Consider the following 15,402-nt stretch of genomic DNA (forward strand, 5'->3'; position numbering starts at 1 on the left):
CGTTCTACTCCGTCGGCTCGATCCCCGCCCGCAGCAGACCGAAGGTGTACGCGTCCTCCAGCGCCTGCCAGGAGGCCGCGATGATGTTCTCGGCGACGCCCACGGTCGACCACTCGGCGGCGCCGTCGCCGGTGGTGATCAGGACCCTGGTCGTGGAGTCGGTACCAGTGCGCCCCTCCAGGATGCGGACCTTGTAGTCCACCAGCTCCAGCTTGGCGAGCTGGGGATAGATCCGCTCCAGGGCGACCCGCAGCGCCCGGTCCAGGGCGTTGACCGGGCCGTTGCCCTCGGCGGTCGCGACGATGCGCTCGCCCTTGGACCAGAGCTTCACGGTCGCCTCGTTGGCGTGCGTGCCGTCGGGACGGTCCTCGACGATGACGCGCCAGGACTCGGTACGGAAGTAGCGGCGTACCCGGCCCTCCGCCTCGGCCCGCAGCAGCAGCTCGAAGGAGGCGTCGGCCGCCTCGTAGGTGTAGCCCTTGAGCTCGCGCTCCTTGACCCGCTCGACGACGCGCCCGACGAGCTCGCGATCGCCGCCGAGGTCGATGCCGAGCTCCTGGCTCTTGAGCTCGATGGAGGCGCGGCCGGCCATGTCGGAGACGAGCATCCGCATGGTGTTGCCGACCAGCGCGGGGTCGATGTGCTGGTACAGGTCGGGGTCGACCTTGATCGCGGAGGCGTGCAGCCCGGCCTTGTGCGCGAAGGCCGAGACACCGACGTAGGGCTGGTGGGTGGAGGGGGCGAGGTTGACGACCTCGGCGATGGCGTGCGAGACGCGGGTCATGTCGGCGAGCGCGCCCTCGGGCAGCACGGTCTTGCCGTACTTGAGCTCCAGCGCGGCGACGACGGGGAAGAGGTTGGCGTTGCCGACCCGTTCGCCGTAGCCGTTGGCGGTGCACTGGACGTGGGTGGCGCCCGCGTCGACCGCGGCCAGGGTGTTGGCGACGGCGCAGCCGGTGTCGTCCTGGGCGTGGATGCCGAGGCGGGCGCCGGTGTCGGCGAGGACGGTGGAGACGACGGCCTGGACCTGGGCGGGGAGCATCCCGCCGTTGGTGTCGCAGAGGATGACGACGTCCGCGCCGGCCTCGTACGCGGTGCGGACGACGGCCTTGGCGTACTCGGCGTTGGCGCGGTAGCCGTCGAAGAAGTGCTCGCAGTCGACGAAGACCCGGCGGCCCTGCTCGCGGAGGAAGGAGACGGTGTCGCGGACCATCTCCAGGTTCTCCTCCAGCGTGGTGCGCAGGGCGAGTTCCACATGGCGGTCGTGGGACTTGGCGACCAGCGTGATCACCGGCGCGCCCGACGCCAGCAGTGCCTTGACCTGTGGGTCCTCGGCCGCCTTGCCGCCGGCTCTGCGGGTCGCGCCGAAGGCGACCAGCTCGGCGTTCCGGAATTCGATCTCCTGCTGGGCGCGCGCGAAGAACTCGGTGTCGCGGGGGTTGGCGCCCGGCCAGCCGCCCTCGATGAAGCCGACGCCGAAGTTGTCCAGGTGCCGGGCGATGGTGAGCTTGTCGGCGACCGTCAGGTTGATGCCTTCACGCTGCGCACCGTCGCGCAGCGTGGTGTCGAAGACGTGGAAGCTGTCGTCGGTGGGCTTGGCCTTGGTGGTCATGCTGGTCTGACTCCTGTCGGATGAGTGGATCCGGACGATCTGGCTCCACTTGCCCCCATCATCCCGCGCGCCTCGCCCCGGCCGAGGTGAGGGCCGGAAAACAAAAAACCCCTCGCGGGTGCGAGAGGTCTGCGCGCGGGTCTGGGGCACGATGGCCGTGCCGTACATGGTGGTACGGGACGGTCACTGCGGACCGGCGCGCCTGTTGCCAATAATCATGACGAACGAGGACACGGAGGCAGTCTGGCACAGGACGGCCTCCGTGCCGTGTCCCGTCTCAGGATGCGGGCGTGATGGTGGTCGCTCCGGCCTGCTGGGGCCGCTCCTGCGGCTGTCCGGCCGCGGCGACCCGGTTCAGGTCGATGTCGCGGGTCTCGCGCATCGACAGGTAGACGATCAGCGAGACCGCGGCGCAGCCCGCCACGTACCAGTAGAAGCCGGATTCGGCGCCGGCGTCCTTGAACCAGAGCGCCACGTACTCGGCGGTGCCGCCGAACAGCGCGTTGGCGACGGCGTACGAGAGACCGACCCCCAGGGCGCGGATGTTGGTCGGGAAGAGCTCGGCCTTCACACAGGCGTTGATGGAGGTGTAGCCGGTGACCACGACCAGGGCGAGGAGCGCGAGGCCGAGCGCCGGCCAGAAGGTGTCGGCGTGCTTGAGCATCGTCATGATCGGCACGGTCAGGAACGTCGAGCCGACGGCGAAGGTGATCAGCAGCGGACGGCGGCCGATCCGGTCGGAGAGCATGCCGGCCAGCGGCTGGATGCACATGAAGACGAACAGGGCGCAGAAGCTGACGAGCGAGGCGGTGGACTTGTCCATGCCGGCGCTCTTGGAGAGGAACTTGGTGAGGTAGGTGGTGTACGTGTAGTAGGCGACGGTCCCGCCCATGGTCAGCGCCATCACCAGGAACGCCTCGCGCCGGTGCTGCCAGAGCACCTTCAGCGTGCCGCGGTCCTCCTGCTCGGCGGCGCCGGACTCCGCGTACACCTCCGTCTCCAGCATGGAGCGGCGCAGGTAGAAGACGATGGCGGCGCCGAGCGCGCCGACGACGAACGGGATGCGCCAGCCCCAGCTGTGCAGCGCCGCGTCGGACATGTTGCGCTGGAGGACGATCTGGAGGCCGAGGCCGACGAGTTGGCCGGCGGTCATGGAGACGTACTGGAAGCTGGAGGCGAAGCCGCGCTTCTCGGGGGCGGAGGCCTCGGTGAGGTAGGTGGCGCTGGCGGCGTACTCGCCGCCGACGGAGAGCCCCTGGAGCAGCCGGGCGAGCATCAGTACGGCGACCCCGCCGTATCCGGCGGTGTCGTAGGTGGGCGCGACGGCGATCAGGATCGCGGAGGCCGACATGAGGGTGACGGTCAGGGTGAGCGCGGCCTTGCGGCCCTTGCGGTCACCGATCCGGCCGAGCAGCCAGCCGCCGACCGGTCTCATGAAGAAGCCGACGGCGAAGATGCCCATCGTGTTCATGAGATTGGCGGTCTCGTTGCCCTCGGGGAAGAACGAGTCCGCGAAGTAGACCGCGAAGGTCGCGTACACGAACCAGTCGAACCACTCGACCATGTTGCCGGCGGAGCCGACCCAGATCTTCTTCCATTGCTCTCGTCCCATGGTTGCTCACCGTGCCCCAACGGCCGGAGAACCAACAAGGACGCAGAGAACAACGATCGGGCGTACTTACGTGCGTTGTGTTCACCGATGGAGTGAGTCCCCCGGGAACGCGCACCGTCCTGACCCGGCCGGGGGCCGCACAGCGCCGGCCGGGCTCGCGGACGAACCCGGCCGGCGCTACTTCCAGAACACGACCTAGCCGAGCGGGTGCATCCAGCCGCGGGTGTCCTCGGCGGTGCCGCGCTGGATGTCCAGCAGGCGCTCGCGCAGCTTGAGGGTGACCGGGCCGGGGTTGCCGTCGCCCTGGGTCCACTCGCCGCCGGCGCTCTTCACGCTGCCGACGGGGGTGATGACGGCGGCGGTGCCGCAGGCGAAGACCTCGGTGAGCGTGCCGTTCGCCGAGTCGTCGCGCCACTGGTCGATGGAGACGCGGCTCTCCTCGGGCTCGTAACCGAGATCCCCCGCGAGCTTGAGGAGCGAGTCGCGGGTGATGCCGGCGAGGAGCGAGCCGGTCAGTGCCGGGGTGACGATCCGGTTCCCGTACACGAAGTACAGGTTCATCCCGCCGAGCTCCTCGACCCACTTGTGCTCGACGGCGTCGAGGTAGGCGACCTGGTCGCAGCCCTTCGTGGCCGCCTCGGCCTGGGCGAGCAGGGACGCGGCGTAGTTGCCGCCTGTCTTGGCATCGCCCATGCCGCCGGGGACGGCGCGCACCCGGTCCTCGGAGAGCCAGATGGAGACCGGCTTCACACCGCCGGGGAAGTACGCGCCGGCCGGCGAGGCGATCACCAGGAACAGGTACTCGTTGGCGGGCCGCACACCGAGGCCGACCTCGGTCGCGATCATGAACGGGCGCAGGTACAGCGACTCCTCGCCACCGTGCTCCGGGACCCAGGCCGCGTCCTGCTGGACGAGCGCGTCGCAGGCCGCGACGAAGGTCTCCACCGGCAGCTCCGGCATGGCGATCCGGCGCGCGGACGAGCGGAAGCGCTCCGCGTTGGCCTCGGGACGGAAGGTGGCGACCGAGCCGTCGGGCTGGCGGTAGGCCTTGAGGCCCTCGAAGATCTCCTGGCCGTAGTGCAGCGTCATGTTGGCCGGGTCGATCGACAGCGGCGCGTACGGGACGAGCTGGGCATCGTGCCAGCCGCGGCCCTCGGTCCACTTGATCGTCACCATGTGGTCGGTGAAGTGGCGGCCGAATCCGGGCTTGACCAGGATCGCCTCGCGCTCCGCGTCGGACAGCGGGTTCGAGGAGGGCTTGAGCTCGATCGTGGGCGTCGTCATGAGTACGTGTCCTTCACCGTTTTGTGTGTGTAGGACCGCGCCCACGCCCACTCGTGCCGGACAGGTGCTAGGACGTCCGAGCTTCATGGCGAGCCACGGCCCCTTCGATTATCTCTCGAAGGAGGCCGTGCACGAAATGACGTGTGTGCGGTCCAGGATTCGATGGTGGCACCCGGGGCCGCACAGGAGAAGCCGCCGGGTGCCTGTGGGACCCGGCGGCTTTGAGGCAGTCGTCGGATCAGCCCGCTACGCGTACCGCGAGCGCGTCGCCGATCTCGTCGGTGGTACGTGCGGTTCCCTCGCGCTCCGCGAGGTCGGCGGAGACGGCGTCCTCGATGCGCACGGCCTGGGCCTCGTAACCGAGGTGCCGCAGAAGGAGGGCGACGGAGAGGATCGTGGCGGTCGGGTCGGCCTTGCCCTGGCCCGCGATGTCGGGGGCGGAGCCGTGGACCGGTTCGAACATCGACGGGAAGGCACCCGTCGGGTTGATGTTGCCCGAGGCGGCCAGGCCGATACCGCCGGAGACGGCCGCGGCGAGGTCGGTCAGGATGTCACCGAAGAGGTTGTCGGTGACGATGACGTCGAAGCGCTCCGGCTGGGTGACGAAGAAGATCGTCGCGGCGTCGACGTGCAGATAGTCGGTGGTGACCTGGGGGTACTCGGCCGCCACCTTGTCGAAGGTGTTCTTCCACAGGTGGCCCGCGTACACGAGGACGTTGTTCTTGTGGACCAGCGTCAGCTTCTTGCGCGGACGGGCGGCGGCCCGTTCGAAGGCGTCACGCACGACCCGCTCGACACCGAAGGCGGTGTTGAGGCTGACCTCGGTGGCGACCTCGTGCTCGGTACCGGTCCGCAGCGAACCGCCGTTGCCGGTGTACGGGCCCTCGGTGCCCTCGCGGACGACGACGAAGTCGATGTCCGGACGGCCGGCCAGCGGGGTCTCGGTGTTCGGGAACAGCTTCGACGGCCGCAGGTTGATGAAGTGGTCGAAGGCGAAACGCAGCTTCAGCAGCAGCCCGCGCTCCAGGACCCCGGACGGGACCGAGGGGTCGCCGATCGCGCCGAGCAGAATCGCGTCGTGGCCCTTGAGGGCCTCCAGCTCCGCGTCCGGGAGGGTTTCACCGGTGCGGTGCCAGCGCTGGGCGCCGAGGTCGTACTCCTTGGTCTCCAGCTTCACGTCCTGCGGGAGAACAGCGTTGAGGACCTTGAGGCCCTGGGCCACGACCTCCCGGCCGATACCGTCACCGGGGATCACTGCGAGATTGATGCTGCGAGACATGCCTCGCACCCTACTGTGCGTCCCACCCCATGACACGTGACGTCCACGATACGGACGCATGGGGAGTTGTGCGTGTACCGGTTGCCGGGCGGCACGCCCGGATGAAGGTCACCGCGCTCGCCGGGTCCGGCGAGCGCATCGACCACTTCGAGATCGGCCGGGGCCGACCGGGATGCCACGGCCGGGCCGCGGCGGGCCCGGTCAGTGACCGGTGGAGCCGCCGTTGTCCCTGCGGTCGAGTGCGCGCTGCAGGGCGGCGGCGGCGTTCTGGCGCTCCGACTCGGTCGGGCGGTGGGCGTGACGGACGCGGCGGACAGTGGTCTCGGCCATGGTGGATCGACTCCTTGAGATCGCGAGGATTTCGAGATCGGAAATTCGTGAACGGTGATTTCGAGATCAGTGATTTCGAGGTGCCGGAAGGGGCGGGAGCGGGTGCCGCAGGGGTTACCTGCATCGGGGCACGCACTCACAACGCCAGTCGCTGGTTCAGCGAGACGTTCGGCTCCTACAAAGCTAGGGCAGCCCCGCCGTTCTGTCTCCACAATTACTCGGACTTCCTACTATCTGAGACGGGGGTTTGGCTCAGCCGGCTCGCAGTTCACGGATGAGAGCCCGGACAGCGAGCGATCGTGCCAGCTCAGGGGTGGTGACGTAGCCCACCGAACGCGTCGGACGCTCCGGCCCGAGAGTGGTGATCGCCACTGTGTCCGGTGCTCCTTCGAGGGACAGTTCCGGCATGATCGCCATGCCGAGACCACGGGACACCATCGAGAGCACCGCTCCGTCGTCCTCGGCCTCCACCGTCGCCCGCGGGATCCAGTCCTGCGCGGCCCACCAGTCACGGGTGTACGACGTGCAGCTCTCCGCCCAGTCGAGCAGCGGGAGCGTCCGCGGCGCCGGATGGCCCGCGGGGTGCACAAGCGCGTACTCCTCCTCCCTCAGCACTCCCCCGACCAGCTCCTTCGGTACGGGGGAACTCGCCCCGACCGTCGCGATCCCCAGATCGGCGCGCCCGTCCAGGACCTCGCCCGCCGTGCCCCGTCCCAGTTCCCGCACCACCCGCACCACCGGCTCGATCCCCGGGTGACGGGCCCCGAGCCGCTCCAGGGCCGGCGGCAGCAGATGCAGGGCGGCACTGCGGAAGGCGGCGATCCGCAGCGGACCGGCCACCGCGGCGAACCCCTCGGGACCGGCCGCGGCAGCCCGCACCTCGGAGCCCATCAGCTCCAGCAGCCGCAGGACGCGGTGGGCGTACGCGACGGCGCTCGCGCCCGCCGCGGTGGGCCGGGCCCCCTTGCGGCCGCGATCGAAGAGCACCGCCCCGATCCTGCTCTCGGCGGTACGGATCGCGTGGGAGACGGCCGACTGCGTCATGCCCAGCGCCGCCGCCGCACCGGAGAAGCTGCCGTCGCTCTCGACCGCTACAAGGATGCGCAGCTCGTGCGGGGTCAGATCGGTCATCGTGCGGGGCCCCCTGGTTGCATGAACGCCGTTCATGGAATCGGTGTTTCCATCGACGCAACCCACTGCCGGACCGATCGATTCCTTCCTACGGTCGTGCCCATGACCACGTCCCGCACGGCCCGCACCTTCCACCTGACCGCCCGTCCCTCTGGATTCCCCACCCCCGGCCTCTTCTCGCTGGTCGATTCCCCGGTCCCCGCCCCCGGCCCCGGAGAGGCGCTGGTGGAGAACCTCCAGCTCTCCGTGGACCCGTACCACCGCGAGGAGATGGACGGCGGATGGGAGCTGAACACCCCGCTGGAGGGCCGCGCGGTCGGCCGGGTCATCGCTTCGCGCGACCCCGGCCTCGCCGAGGGCGATCTGGTCTTCCACCGGCACGGCTGGCGCACCCACGCCCTGGTCACGGCCGGCGTCCTCGGCACCCGCAGGCTCCCCGCGTACGAGGGGGTGCCGCCGGACGCTCACCTCTCGATCCTCGGCGGCACGGGGCTGACCGCCTATGTGGCCCTCACCCGCACCCTGGAGTTCCGGGCGGGCCAGGACCTGTTCGTCTCGGCAGCCGCGGGCGGGGTCGGCACCGCCGTGGGCCGCATCGCCCGGCTGCTCGGGGCCGGGCGGATCGTCGGCAGCGCGGGTTCGGCCGCCAAGGTCGCCCGGCTCACGGCGGATCTCGGCTTCGACGCGGCCTTCGACTACCACGACGGACCGGTCGGCGAGCTGCTGGCGAAGGCTGCGCCCGACGGGATCGACGCCGCCGTCGACAGCGTGGGCGGGGACCATCTGGCGGGCGCGGTCTCCGTGATGCGCGAGCACGGCCGGATCGCGTGGGTCGGCGCCATCGCCCAGTACCACTGCGCCGACAGGCCGCCGGCCGCCCCGCGCAACCTCTACGAGGTGGTGGAGAAGAGCCTGCGGCTCGAAGGGGTCGCGGTCCGCAACCACCGTGACGCACAGGGTGAGCTGGAGGACTTCCTCGTACCGCATCTGCAGAGCGGCCGGATCGTGCCGGACATCACGGTCGTCGACGGGATCGAGCGGACCGTGGACGGCTTCCTGGGCATGCTGCGCGGCGAGAACACCGGCAAGATGCTGATCCGCACGGGCGAGTAGGGGCGACGGCCCACGGCTCGGGGTGGGGCTCGCGCGCGTCGTCCACGGCTGGAGCCGCACCGTCGGCCGCACACATGGAAACCGCCTCCCGGCCGGTTGGGGGAACCGGGCGGGAGGCGGGACTCGTGGCGGGGCGCCGGGATGGCGGCGCCCCGGGGGCGTCAGCCCTGGTGGGGGTAGGTGTAGTCGGTCGGCGGGACCAGCGTCTCCTTGATGGCCCGGGTGAGGGTCCAGCGCTGGAGGTTCTGCGGGGCGCCCGCCTTGTCGTTCGTACCCGAGGCACGGCCGCCACCGAAGGGCTGCTGGCCGACGACGGCACCGGTCGACTTGTCGTTGATGTAGAAGTTGCCCGCGGCGTACCGCAGCTTCTCCATCGTGTACGCGGCCGCGGCGCGGTCGCCCGCGATGACGGAACCGGTCAGGGCGTAGTCGGAGACCGACTCCATCTGCGCCAGCATCGCGTCGTACGCGTCGTCCTCGTAGACGTGGACGGCGAGGATCGGGCCGAAGTACTCGGTCGTGAAGACCTCGTTCTCGGGGTCGCTGCACTCGATGACGGTCGGGCGGACGAAGTAGCCCACCGAGTCGTCGTACGTGCCGCCCGCGACGATCGTGCACGCCGGGTCGGCGGCGGCGCGGTCGATCGCGGCCTTGTTCTTCGCGAAGGCACGGTCGTCGATGACGGCGCCCATGAAGTGCGACAGCTCGGTGACGTCGCCCATCGTGATGGAGTCGACCTCGGCCGCGAACTTCTCCTTGAAACCGGAGTTCCAGATGGAGGCCGGAACGTACGCACGCGAGGACGCGGAGCACTTCTGGCCCTGGAACTCGAAGGAACCACGGGTCAGCGCGGTCTTCAGGATCGCGTGGTCGGCCGACGGGTGGGCGACGACGAAGTCCTTGCCGCCGGTCTCGCCGACGAGGCGCGGGTAGGTGCGGTAGTTCGCGATGTTGTTGCCGACCGTCTTCCACAGGTGCTGGAAGGTGGGGGTCGAGCCGGTGAAGTGGATACCGGCCAGGTCGCGGTGGTTCAGGGCCACCTCGGAGACGGCGATGCCGTCGCCCGTCACCAGGTTGATGACGCCCTTGGGGAGACCGGCCTCCTCCAGGAGCTGCATCAGCAGCACGGCGGCGTGGGTCTGCGTCGGGGACGGCTTCCACACCACGACGTTGCCCATGAGGGCGGGGGCGGTGGGCAGGTTGCCCGCGATGGCCGTGAAGTTGAACGGCGTGATCGCGTAGACGAAGCCCTCCAGCGGGCGGTGGTCCATGCGGTTCCACACGCCCGGGGAGTTGGCCGGGGGCTGCTCGGCCAGGATCTGGCGCGCGTAGTGCACGTTGAAGCGCCAGAAGTCGACGAGCTCGCAGGGGCAGTCGATCTCGGCCTGCTGGGCGGTCTTGCCCTGGCCGAGCATCGTGGAGGCGGCCAGCGTCTCGCGCCAGGGGCCGGCGAGCAGCTCGGCGGCGCGCAGGATGATCGCGGCGCGGTCGTCGAAGGCCATCGCGCGCCAGGCCGGAGCGGCGGCGAGGGCCGCGTCGACCGCGTCCTCGGCGTCCTGCTCGGTGGCGCCGGCGAACGTACCGATGACGGCCTTGTGGTTGTGGGGCTGTACGACGTCGAAGCGCTCGCCGCCGCCCATCCGCTTCTCGCCGCCGATGGTCATCGGCAGGTCGACCGGGTTCTGGCTGAGCTCCTTGAGCTTCGCCTCCAGTCGGGCGCGCTCGGGGGAGCCCGGGGCGTAGGAGTGGACCGGCTCGTTGACCGGCGCGGGGACCTGGGTCACAGCGTCCATGGGTTCCGTTGCTCCTTAGGTAGGTGGGGAGGGGGAGGGGGCTCAGCCCTTGGTGAGAATGGAGCGGCCGAAGAACAGCAGGTTGGCCGGCTTCTCCGCGAGGCGGCGCATGAAGTAGCCGTACCAGTCGGTGCCGTAGGCGGTGTAGACGCGCATCCGGTGGCCCTCGGCCGCGAGCCGGATGTGCTCCTCGCTGCGGATGCCGTACAGCATCTGGAACTCGTACTCGTCGAGCTTGCGGCCCGCCTTGCGGCCCAGCTCCTGGGCGATGGCTATCAGACGCGGGTCGTGGGACCCGATCATCGGGTAGCCCTCGCCGTCCATCAGCGTCCGCAGGATGCGGACGTACGCCTTGTCGATCTCGGCCTTGTCCTGGTACGCGACGGAGGCGGGCTCCTTGTAGGCGCCCTTCACGATGCGCACGCGGCTGCCCGCGGCGGCGAGGCGGCGGGCGTCCTCCTCGGTGCGGAAGAGGTAGGCCTGGATGACGCATCCGGTCTGCGGGAAGTCCTTCCGCAGCTCCTCGTGGATGGCAAACATCGAGTCGAGGGTGGTGTGGTCCTCGGCGTCCAGGGTGACCGTGGTGCCGATCTCGGCGGCGGCCTCGACGACCGGGCGGACGTTGGCGAGCGCCAGCTCGTGGCCGCCCTCCAGTGCCTGGCCGAACATGGAGAGCTTGACGGACATCTCGGCCTTCGTGCCCAGGCCGAGGTCCTTCAGGCGGCCGGCGAGCTCCAGGTAGGCGTCGCGGGCGGCGGCGGCCTGCTCGGGGGTGGTGATGTCCTCACCGACCACGTCCATGGTGACTTCGAGGCCCTTGCCGGCGGCGTCCTCGATGATCGGGACGACCTGCTCGACCGTCTCACCGGCGATGAACCGGCCGACGACCTGCTTGGTGCCCGGGGCTGCCGAGATGAAGCGGCGCATCTTGTCGCTGCGTGACGCGGCGAGAATCACGGGACCCAGCACGGGGCACCTCCACGGAAAGTACGAACGAAGGCCGTACCACCGCGAATGAAACGTGAGGAACAGAAGCGGTACAGCACGGAGAACCACCGTGAAATCTAAGGATCTCTCCGATCCTGGGCCATCGACAGCTGTCACGCATCCGTGCCCTGGATCTCAGACATATGTCTGAAGGGGTGCGAGAATGGCCGGGTGAAGGGCGATTATCAGGAGCTGGTCGACGAGATCTCCGGGCTGCTCGGCGCGCCCGCGACGCTGGAGAACCGGGACTTCGGCCTGGTCGCCTTCGGCGCCCACGACAGCGACGACGCGGCGATGGACCCGGTCCGCACCCGGTCGATCCTGACCCGGCGCTCGACCCCGGCGGTCCGCGCCTGGTTCGAGAACTTCGGCATCACCCGCGCCACCGGCCCCGTCCGCATCCCGGCCGCCCCGGAGGCCGGCGTCAACCGGGACCGGATCTGTCTTCCGGTACGCCATCGGGGTGTGGTGCTCGGATACGTATGGCTGCTGGACGCCGACCCCCGGCCGACCGACGGACAACTCGACGCGGCGATGGAGGTGGCGGCCCGGATCGGGGCGCTGCTCTCCGACGAGGCGCGGGCGGGCACGGACCTGTCCCGGGAGTTCGGCGCGGTCCTCACGGCGGGGCGCGGCTGGCAGCGCGACATGGCGGTGGCCGCGCTCAGCGAGGCGCTCGGCCCAGACGCGGAGGGGCTGCACACCGTGGTGTGCGTGACCCCGTGGGCGGACGATCCGCCCTCGGTGCGCACGGTGCCGTCGGCGGCGGCTCTGTCCGGCGCCCCGTCCGCGGACGGGGCGGGCACGGCCGCCCTGGCCGCGCTGGTCCGGCTCCGCTCCCCCGAGGTCCTGGACCCGGCACTCGCCGCCGCCGACCGGCTGCGCGCTACCGCGGGGGCCGCCGCCACCGCCGGGATCGCGGTGCCGCGCCGGGGCCTGGCGGAGCTGGCCGACGCCTGGCGCGAGGCATCCGCCGCGAACCGGGCGGCTGCGGCGGAGTCCCGGTTCGGCCCGGTCGCCCAGTGGTCGGCCATCGGCCCGTACCGTCTGCTGACCGCGCTCGCCCCGGACACGCCGCCCGACCACACGGTCCGCCCGCTGCTCACCCCGGCGCACCGGGACCTGGCCCGCACCGCCGAGGTGTTCCTCGACTGCGCGGGCCAGGCGTCGCGGACCGCCGGCGAGCTGGGCATCCACCGCCAGACGCTCTACTACCGCCTCTCCCGGGTCCAGCAGCTCACCGGCCTGGACCTGAACGACGGCGAGGACCGGCTGCTGCTGCACATGGCGCTGAAGGCGTCCCGGCTCTGAACGCTCCTCCCTCTCCCCCGTGTCCGGCGCACCCCGCTACTGCTTCCGCCCCTCCAGGACCACCTTCAGTCCGTCCGTCAGATCCTTCGCGGACGGCGCCGAGTCGCGGTCCATCATCCACTGGACCATGACGCCGGCGAGCAGTGCCTGACAGAACAGTCCGGCCACCCGCGCCCGCTCGGGATCGGTCTCCGGGTCGATGCCCAGCATGTTCTCGGCGAGCCCGTTCCGGCCCTCGCGCTGCGGGCCGGCCAGGGCCTTCTGCAGTTCGGGGTCGGTGTCGATCCTGGAGATGACCTCCATCTGGAGCTGCCAGACCGACCGGGTCTGCTCGTAGCTGCCGATCACCCGCTCCCAGGTGTCGCGGAACTGGTCGAGCGGGGCCCTGGAGGCGTCCTCACCGGCGGCGGCACCCTCGGCACCCTCGGCCTCGTCGGTCAGCACGTCGCCCCACTCCTCCGTCACCTTGATGAAGGCGAGGTTGAGCAGGGCTTCCTTGGAGCCGTAGTGGTAGCCGATGGAGGCGAGGTTCGTACCGGAGGCAGCCACGATGTCGCGTGCCGTCGTCCGGGCGTACCCCTTCTCCAGCAGGCAGCGCTTGGCGCCTTCGAGCAGATCCTCACGATGTCCCATGACAGCAGCGTACCCGGCACGCAGACGTCTGTGTAAGACACACGTCTAGATGCCGGGTACGGGGGTTGCGGGAGGGACTCAGTCGGTGAGGTTCACCGAACGGGCCGAGGCCGCGCCGATCTCGGCCGAGATCTCCGCCAGCACCGACGGCGGGACGTCGTCGTCGACGGTGAGGACGACCAGCGCCTCGCCGCCCACGTCGGCCCGCGAGACCTGCATGCCCGCGATGTTCAGCCCGGCCTCACCGAGGATCTTGCCGACCGCGCCGACGACCCCGGGGCGGTCGTCGTAGCGCAGCACGACCATGTGGTCGGCGAGCGCCAGGTCCACGTCGTGGTCGCCGATCGCGACGATCTTCTGGAGGTGCTTGGGACCGGCCAGCGTGCCGGAGACCGCGACCTCCTCGCCGTTGGCGAGCGTGCCGCGGACGGTGACCACGTTGCGGTGGTCGGGCGACTCGGAGCTGGTGGTGAGGCGGACCTCGACACCGCGCTCCTGCGCGAACAGCGGGGCGTTCACGTACGACACGGTCTCGTCGACCACGTCCTCGAAGACGCCCTTGAGCGCGGAGAGTTCGAGCACCTTGACATCGTGCTGGGTGATCTCGCCGTACACCTCGACGTCGAGGCGGGCCGCGACCTCGCCCGCGAGCGCGGTGAAGATCCGGCCGAGCTTCTCGGCGAGCGGCAGTCCGGGACGGACGTCCTCGGCGATGACGCCGCCCTGGACGTTGACCGCGTCCGGGACGAGCTCACCGGCCAGTGCGAGGCGCACCGACTTGGCGACCGCGATGCCCGCCTTCTCCTGGGCCTCGTCGGTGGAGGCGCCGAGGTGCGGGGTGCAGACGACCTGGTCGAACTGGAACAGCGGGGAGTCCGTGCAGGGCTCCTTGGTGTACACGTCGAGACCGGCGCCGGCGACGCGGCCCTCCTTGAGGGCGGCGGCGAGCGCCTCCTCGTCGACGATGCCGCCGCGTGCGGCGTTGACGATCCGCACCGAGGGCTTCACCTTGTGCAGCGCCTCGTCGCCGATCAGGCCGAGCGTCTCCGGGGTCTTGGGGAGGTGCACGGTGATGAAGTCGGAGACCTCCAGCAGCTCGTCCAGCGAGAGGAGCTTGACGCCCATCTGCGCGGCACGCGCGGGCTGCACGTACGGGTCGAACGCGACGATCTTCATGCCGAAGGCCGACATGCGCTGGGCGACCAGGACGCCGATGCGGCCGAGGCCGACGACACCGAGGGTCTTCTCACTCAGCTCGACGCCGGTGTACTTGGAACGCTTCCACTCGCCGTTCTTGAGGGCGGTGTCGGCCTGGGAGATGTTGCGCGCGGTGGCGACCAGCAGACCGCAGGCCAGCTCGGCGGCGGTGACGATGTTGGAGGTCGGCGCGTTCACGACCATCACACCGGCCTTGGTGGCCGAGGCGACGTCGACGTTGTCCAGACCGACGCCCGCGCGGGCGACGACCTTCAGCTTCTTCGCGGCGGCGATGGCCTCGGCGTCGACCTTGGTGGCGGAGCGCACCAGGATGGCGTCGACATCGACGATCGCGGGGAGAAGCTCGGCGCGGTCCGCGCCGTTGCAGTGCCGGATCTCGAAGTCCGGGCCCAGGGCGTCCACCGTGGCGGGCGACAGCTCTTCAGCGATGAGTACGACAGGTTTCGAGCTCACGTGAGTCCTCACAGGTCCAGTGCGGACGGCCGTCCCGACGGCCGCAGGCGGTGGAGGGGCTTGCCGCGTGGAAGACGCACGACACTGTGGGCCTGACGCGTGTATGTGTGAAGAAGTGTAGTCATGCGCGACGACGCATACTGCGCCCCGTTGGAAGGATCACCCGCATGAGGCTGGACGACTTGTACACACGTACGACGCCGCCTCTTCCAGCGGTGAAGCAGGGCTGACGCCTCGGAGGCGGGTCCGGGGACCCGCCTCCGAGGCATCGGTGTTACGCGTCGTCGTCGTTGACCCAGCTCATGAGCTTGCGCAGCTCGCGGCCGGTGGTCTCCAGCAGGTGGTCGCTGTCGGCCTTCTTGTACTCGTTGTACTTGGGCAGACCGTTGTGGTACTCCGCCATCCAGGCCTTGGCGAAGGTGCCGTCCTGGATCTCGCCGAGGATCTTCTTCATCTCGGCCTTGGTGTCGGCCGTGATGATGCGCGGACCGGTGACGTAGTCGCCCCACTCGGCGGTCTCCGAGATCGACCAGCGCATCTTGTCCAGACCGCCCTCGTACATGAGGTCCACGATCAGCTTCAGCTCGTGGAGGCACTCGAAGTACGCGATCTCCGGCTGGTAACCGGCCTCGGTCAGCGTCTCGAA

At 70.0% G+C, this 15,402-nt stretch carries 12 protein-coding genes and 1 pseudogene; 2 read left to right on the forward strand and 11 right to left on the reverse strand.

Features of this window, described 5'->3' with window-relative positions; genetic code table 11:
* Window positions 1-4: 4 nt before the first annotated feature.
* From cimA to AB0I52_RS09230, 6 genes are all read right to left on the reverse strand, one after another.
* Window positions 5-1,612 carry a citramalate synthase gene (gene cimA, locus AB0I52_RS09205; protein ID WP_363070437.1) on the reverse strand — a complete coding sequence of 536 codons (1,608 nt, stop codon included), beginning with the start codon at window positions 1,610-1,612 and terminating at the stop codon, window positions 5-7.
* 277 nt (window positions 1,613-1,889) lie between these two features.
* Window positions 1,890-3,224 carry an MFS transporter gene (locus tag AB0I52_RS09210; protein WP_363070439.1) on the reverse strand — a complete coding sequence of 445 codons (1,335 nt, stop codon included), beginning with the start codon at window positions 3,222-3,224 and terminating at the stop codon, window positions 1,890-1,892.
* A gap of 195 nt (window positions 3,225-3,419) precedes the next feature.
* Window positions 3,420-4,508, reverse strand: a complete 1,089-nt coding sequence (locus tag AB0I52_RS09215; RefSeq protein WP_363070441.1) for a branched-chain amino acid aminotransferase — start codon at window positions 4,506-4,508, stop codon at window positions 3,420-3,422.
* Window positions 4,509-4,746: 238 nt separating this feature from the next.
* Window positions 4,747-5,787, reverse strand: coding sequence for a 3-isopropylmalate dehydrogenase (locus AB0I52_RS09220; RefSeq protein WP_073738679.1), 1,041 nt, complete (start codon window positions 5,785-5,787; stop codon window positions 4,747-4,749).
* A gap of 201 nt (window positions 5,788-5,988) precedes the next feature.
* Window positions 5,989-6,117 carry a hypothetical protein gene (locus AB0I52_RS09225; protein WP_260255582.1) on the reverse strand — a complete coding sequence of 43 codons (129 nt, stop codon included), beginning with the start codon at window positions 6,115-6,117 and terminating at the stop codon, window positions 5,989-5,991.
* 252 nt (window positions 6,118-6,369) lie between these two features.
* Window positions 6,370-7,248: a LysR family transcriptional regulator gene (locus tag AB0I52_RS09230; protein ID WP_363070443.1), complete on the reverse strand. Its 879-nt coding sequence runs from the start codon at window positions 7,246-7,248 to the stop codon at window positions 6,370-6,372.
* A gap of 102 nt (window positions 7,249-7,350) precedes the next feature.
* Here AB0I52_RS09230 and AB0I52_RS09235 point away from each other — a divergent pair, with 102 nt between their 5' ends.
* Window positions 7,351-8,361, forward strand: a complete 1,011-nt coding sequence (locus AB0I52_RS09235; RefSeq protein ID WP_363070445.1) for an NADP-dependent oxidoreductase — start codon at window positions 7,351-7,353, stop codon at window positions 8,359-8,361.
* A 161-nt stretch (window positions 8,362-8,522) separates the two neighbouring features.
* Here AB0I52_RS09235 and pruA read toward each other — a convergent pair whose 3' ends face one another.
* Window positions 8,523-10,154: an L-glutamate gamma-semialdehyde dehydrogenase gene (gene pruA, locus AB0I52_RS09240; protein WP_363070447.1), complete on the reverse strand. Its 1,632-nt coding sequence runs from the start codon at window positions 10,152-10,154 to the stop codon at window positions 8,523-8,525.
* A gap of 42 nt (window positions 10,155-10,196) precedes the next feature.
* Entirely contained in the window at window positions 10,197-11,123 is a 927-nt protein-coding gene (locus AB0I52_RS09245; protein ID WP_363070449.1) for a proline dehydrogenase family protein, read from the reverse strand.
* A 189-nt stretch (window positions 11,124-11,312) separates the two neighbouring features.
* Between AB0I52_RS09245 and AB0I52_RS09250 the strand changes: the two genes are divergently transcribed.
* On the forward strand, window positions 11,313-12,452 hold the full coding sequence (locus AB0I52_RS09250) for a helix-turn-helix domain-containing protein (protein WP_363070451.1): 1,140 nt from the start codon (window positions 11,313-11,315) through the stop codon (window positions 12,450-12,452).
* A gap of 36 nt (window positions 12,453-12,488) precedes the next feature.
* On the opposite strand, the gene AB0I52_RS09255 is transcribed toward AB0I52_RS09250, so the two are convergent.
* From AB0I52_RS09255 to AB0I52_RS09265, 3 genes and pseudogenes are all read right to left on the reverse strand, one after another.
* Window positions 12,489-13,085, reverse strand: a complete 597-nt coding sequence (locus AB0I52_RS09255; RefSeq protein WP_363070453.1) for a TetR/AcrR family transcriptional regulator — start codon at window positions 13,083-13,085, stop codon at window positions 12,489-12,491.
* 78 nt (window positions 13,086-13,163) lie between these two features.
* Window positions 13,164-14,756, reverse strand: a complete 1,593-nt coding sequence (gene serA / locus AB0I52_RS09260; protein ID WP_363070455.1) for a phosphoglycerate dehydrogenase — start codon at window positions 14,754-14,756, stop codon at window positions 13,164-13,166.
* A gap of 274 nt (window positions 14,757-15,030) precedes the next feature.
* Window positions 15,031-15,402: pseudogene (locus AB0I52_RS09265) on the reverse strand (ketol-acid reductoisomerase); the annotation flags it as partial.

Source organism: Streptomyces sp. NPDC050423, assembly GCF_040655445.1.
GTDB lineage: Bacteria > Actinomycetota > Actinomycetes > Streptomycetales > Streptomycetaceae > Streptomyces.

Coding starts and splice junctions, on each gene's coding strand:
- pruA (WP_363070447.1), bottom strand. CDS start 10,154: ATGGACGCTGTGACCCAGGTCCCCGCGCCGGTCAACGAGCCGGTCCAC.
- AB0I52_RS09210 (WP_363070439.1), bottom strand. CDS start 3,224: ATGGGACGAGAGCAATGGAAGAAGATCTGGGTCGGCTCCGCCGGCAAC.
- AB0I52_RS09230 (WP_363070443.1), bottom strand. CDS start 7,248: ATGACCGATCTGACCCCGCACGAGCTGCGCATCCTTGTAGCGGTCGAG.
- AB0I52_RS09220 (WP_073738679.1), bottom strand. CDS start 5,787: ATGTCTCGCAGCATCAATCTCGCAGTGATCCCCGGTGACGGTATCGGC.
- cimA (WP_363070437.1), bottom strand. CDS start 1,612: ATGACCACCAAGGCCAAGCCCACCGACGACAGCTTCCACGTCTTCGAC.
- AB0I52_RS09255 (WP_363070453.1), bottom strand. CDS start 13,085: ATGGGACATCGTGAGGATCTGCTCGAAGGCGCCAAGCGCTGCCTGCTG.
- AB0I52_RS09225 (WP_260255582.1), bottom strand. CDS start 6,117: ATGGCCGAGACCACTGTCCGCCGCGTCCGTCACGCCCACCGCCCGACC.
- AB0I52_RS09235 (WP_363070445.1), top strand. CDS start 7,351: ATGACCACGTCCCGCACGGCCCGCACCTTCCACCTGACCGCCCGTCCC.
- AB0I52_RS09215 (WP_363070441.1), bottom strand. CDS start 4,508: ATGACGACGCCCACGATCGAGCTCAAGCCCTCCTCGAACCCGCTGTCC.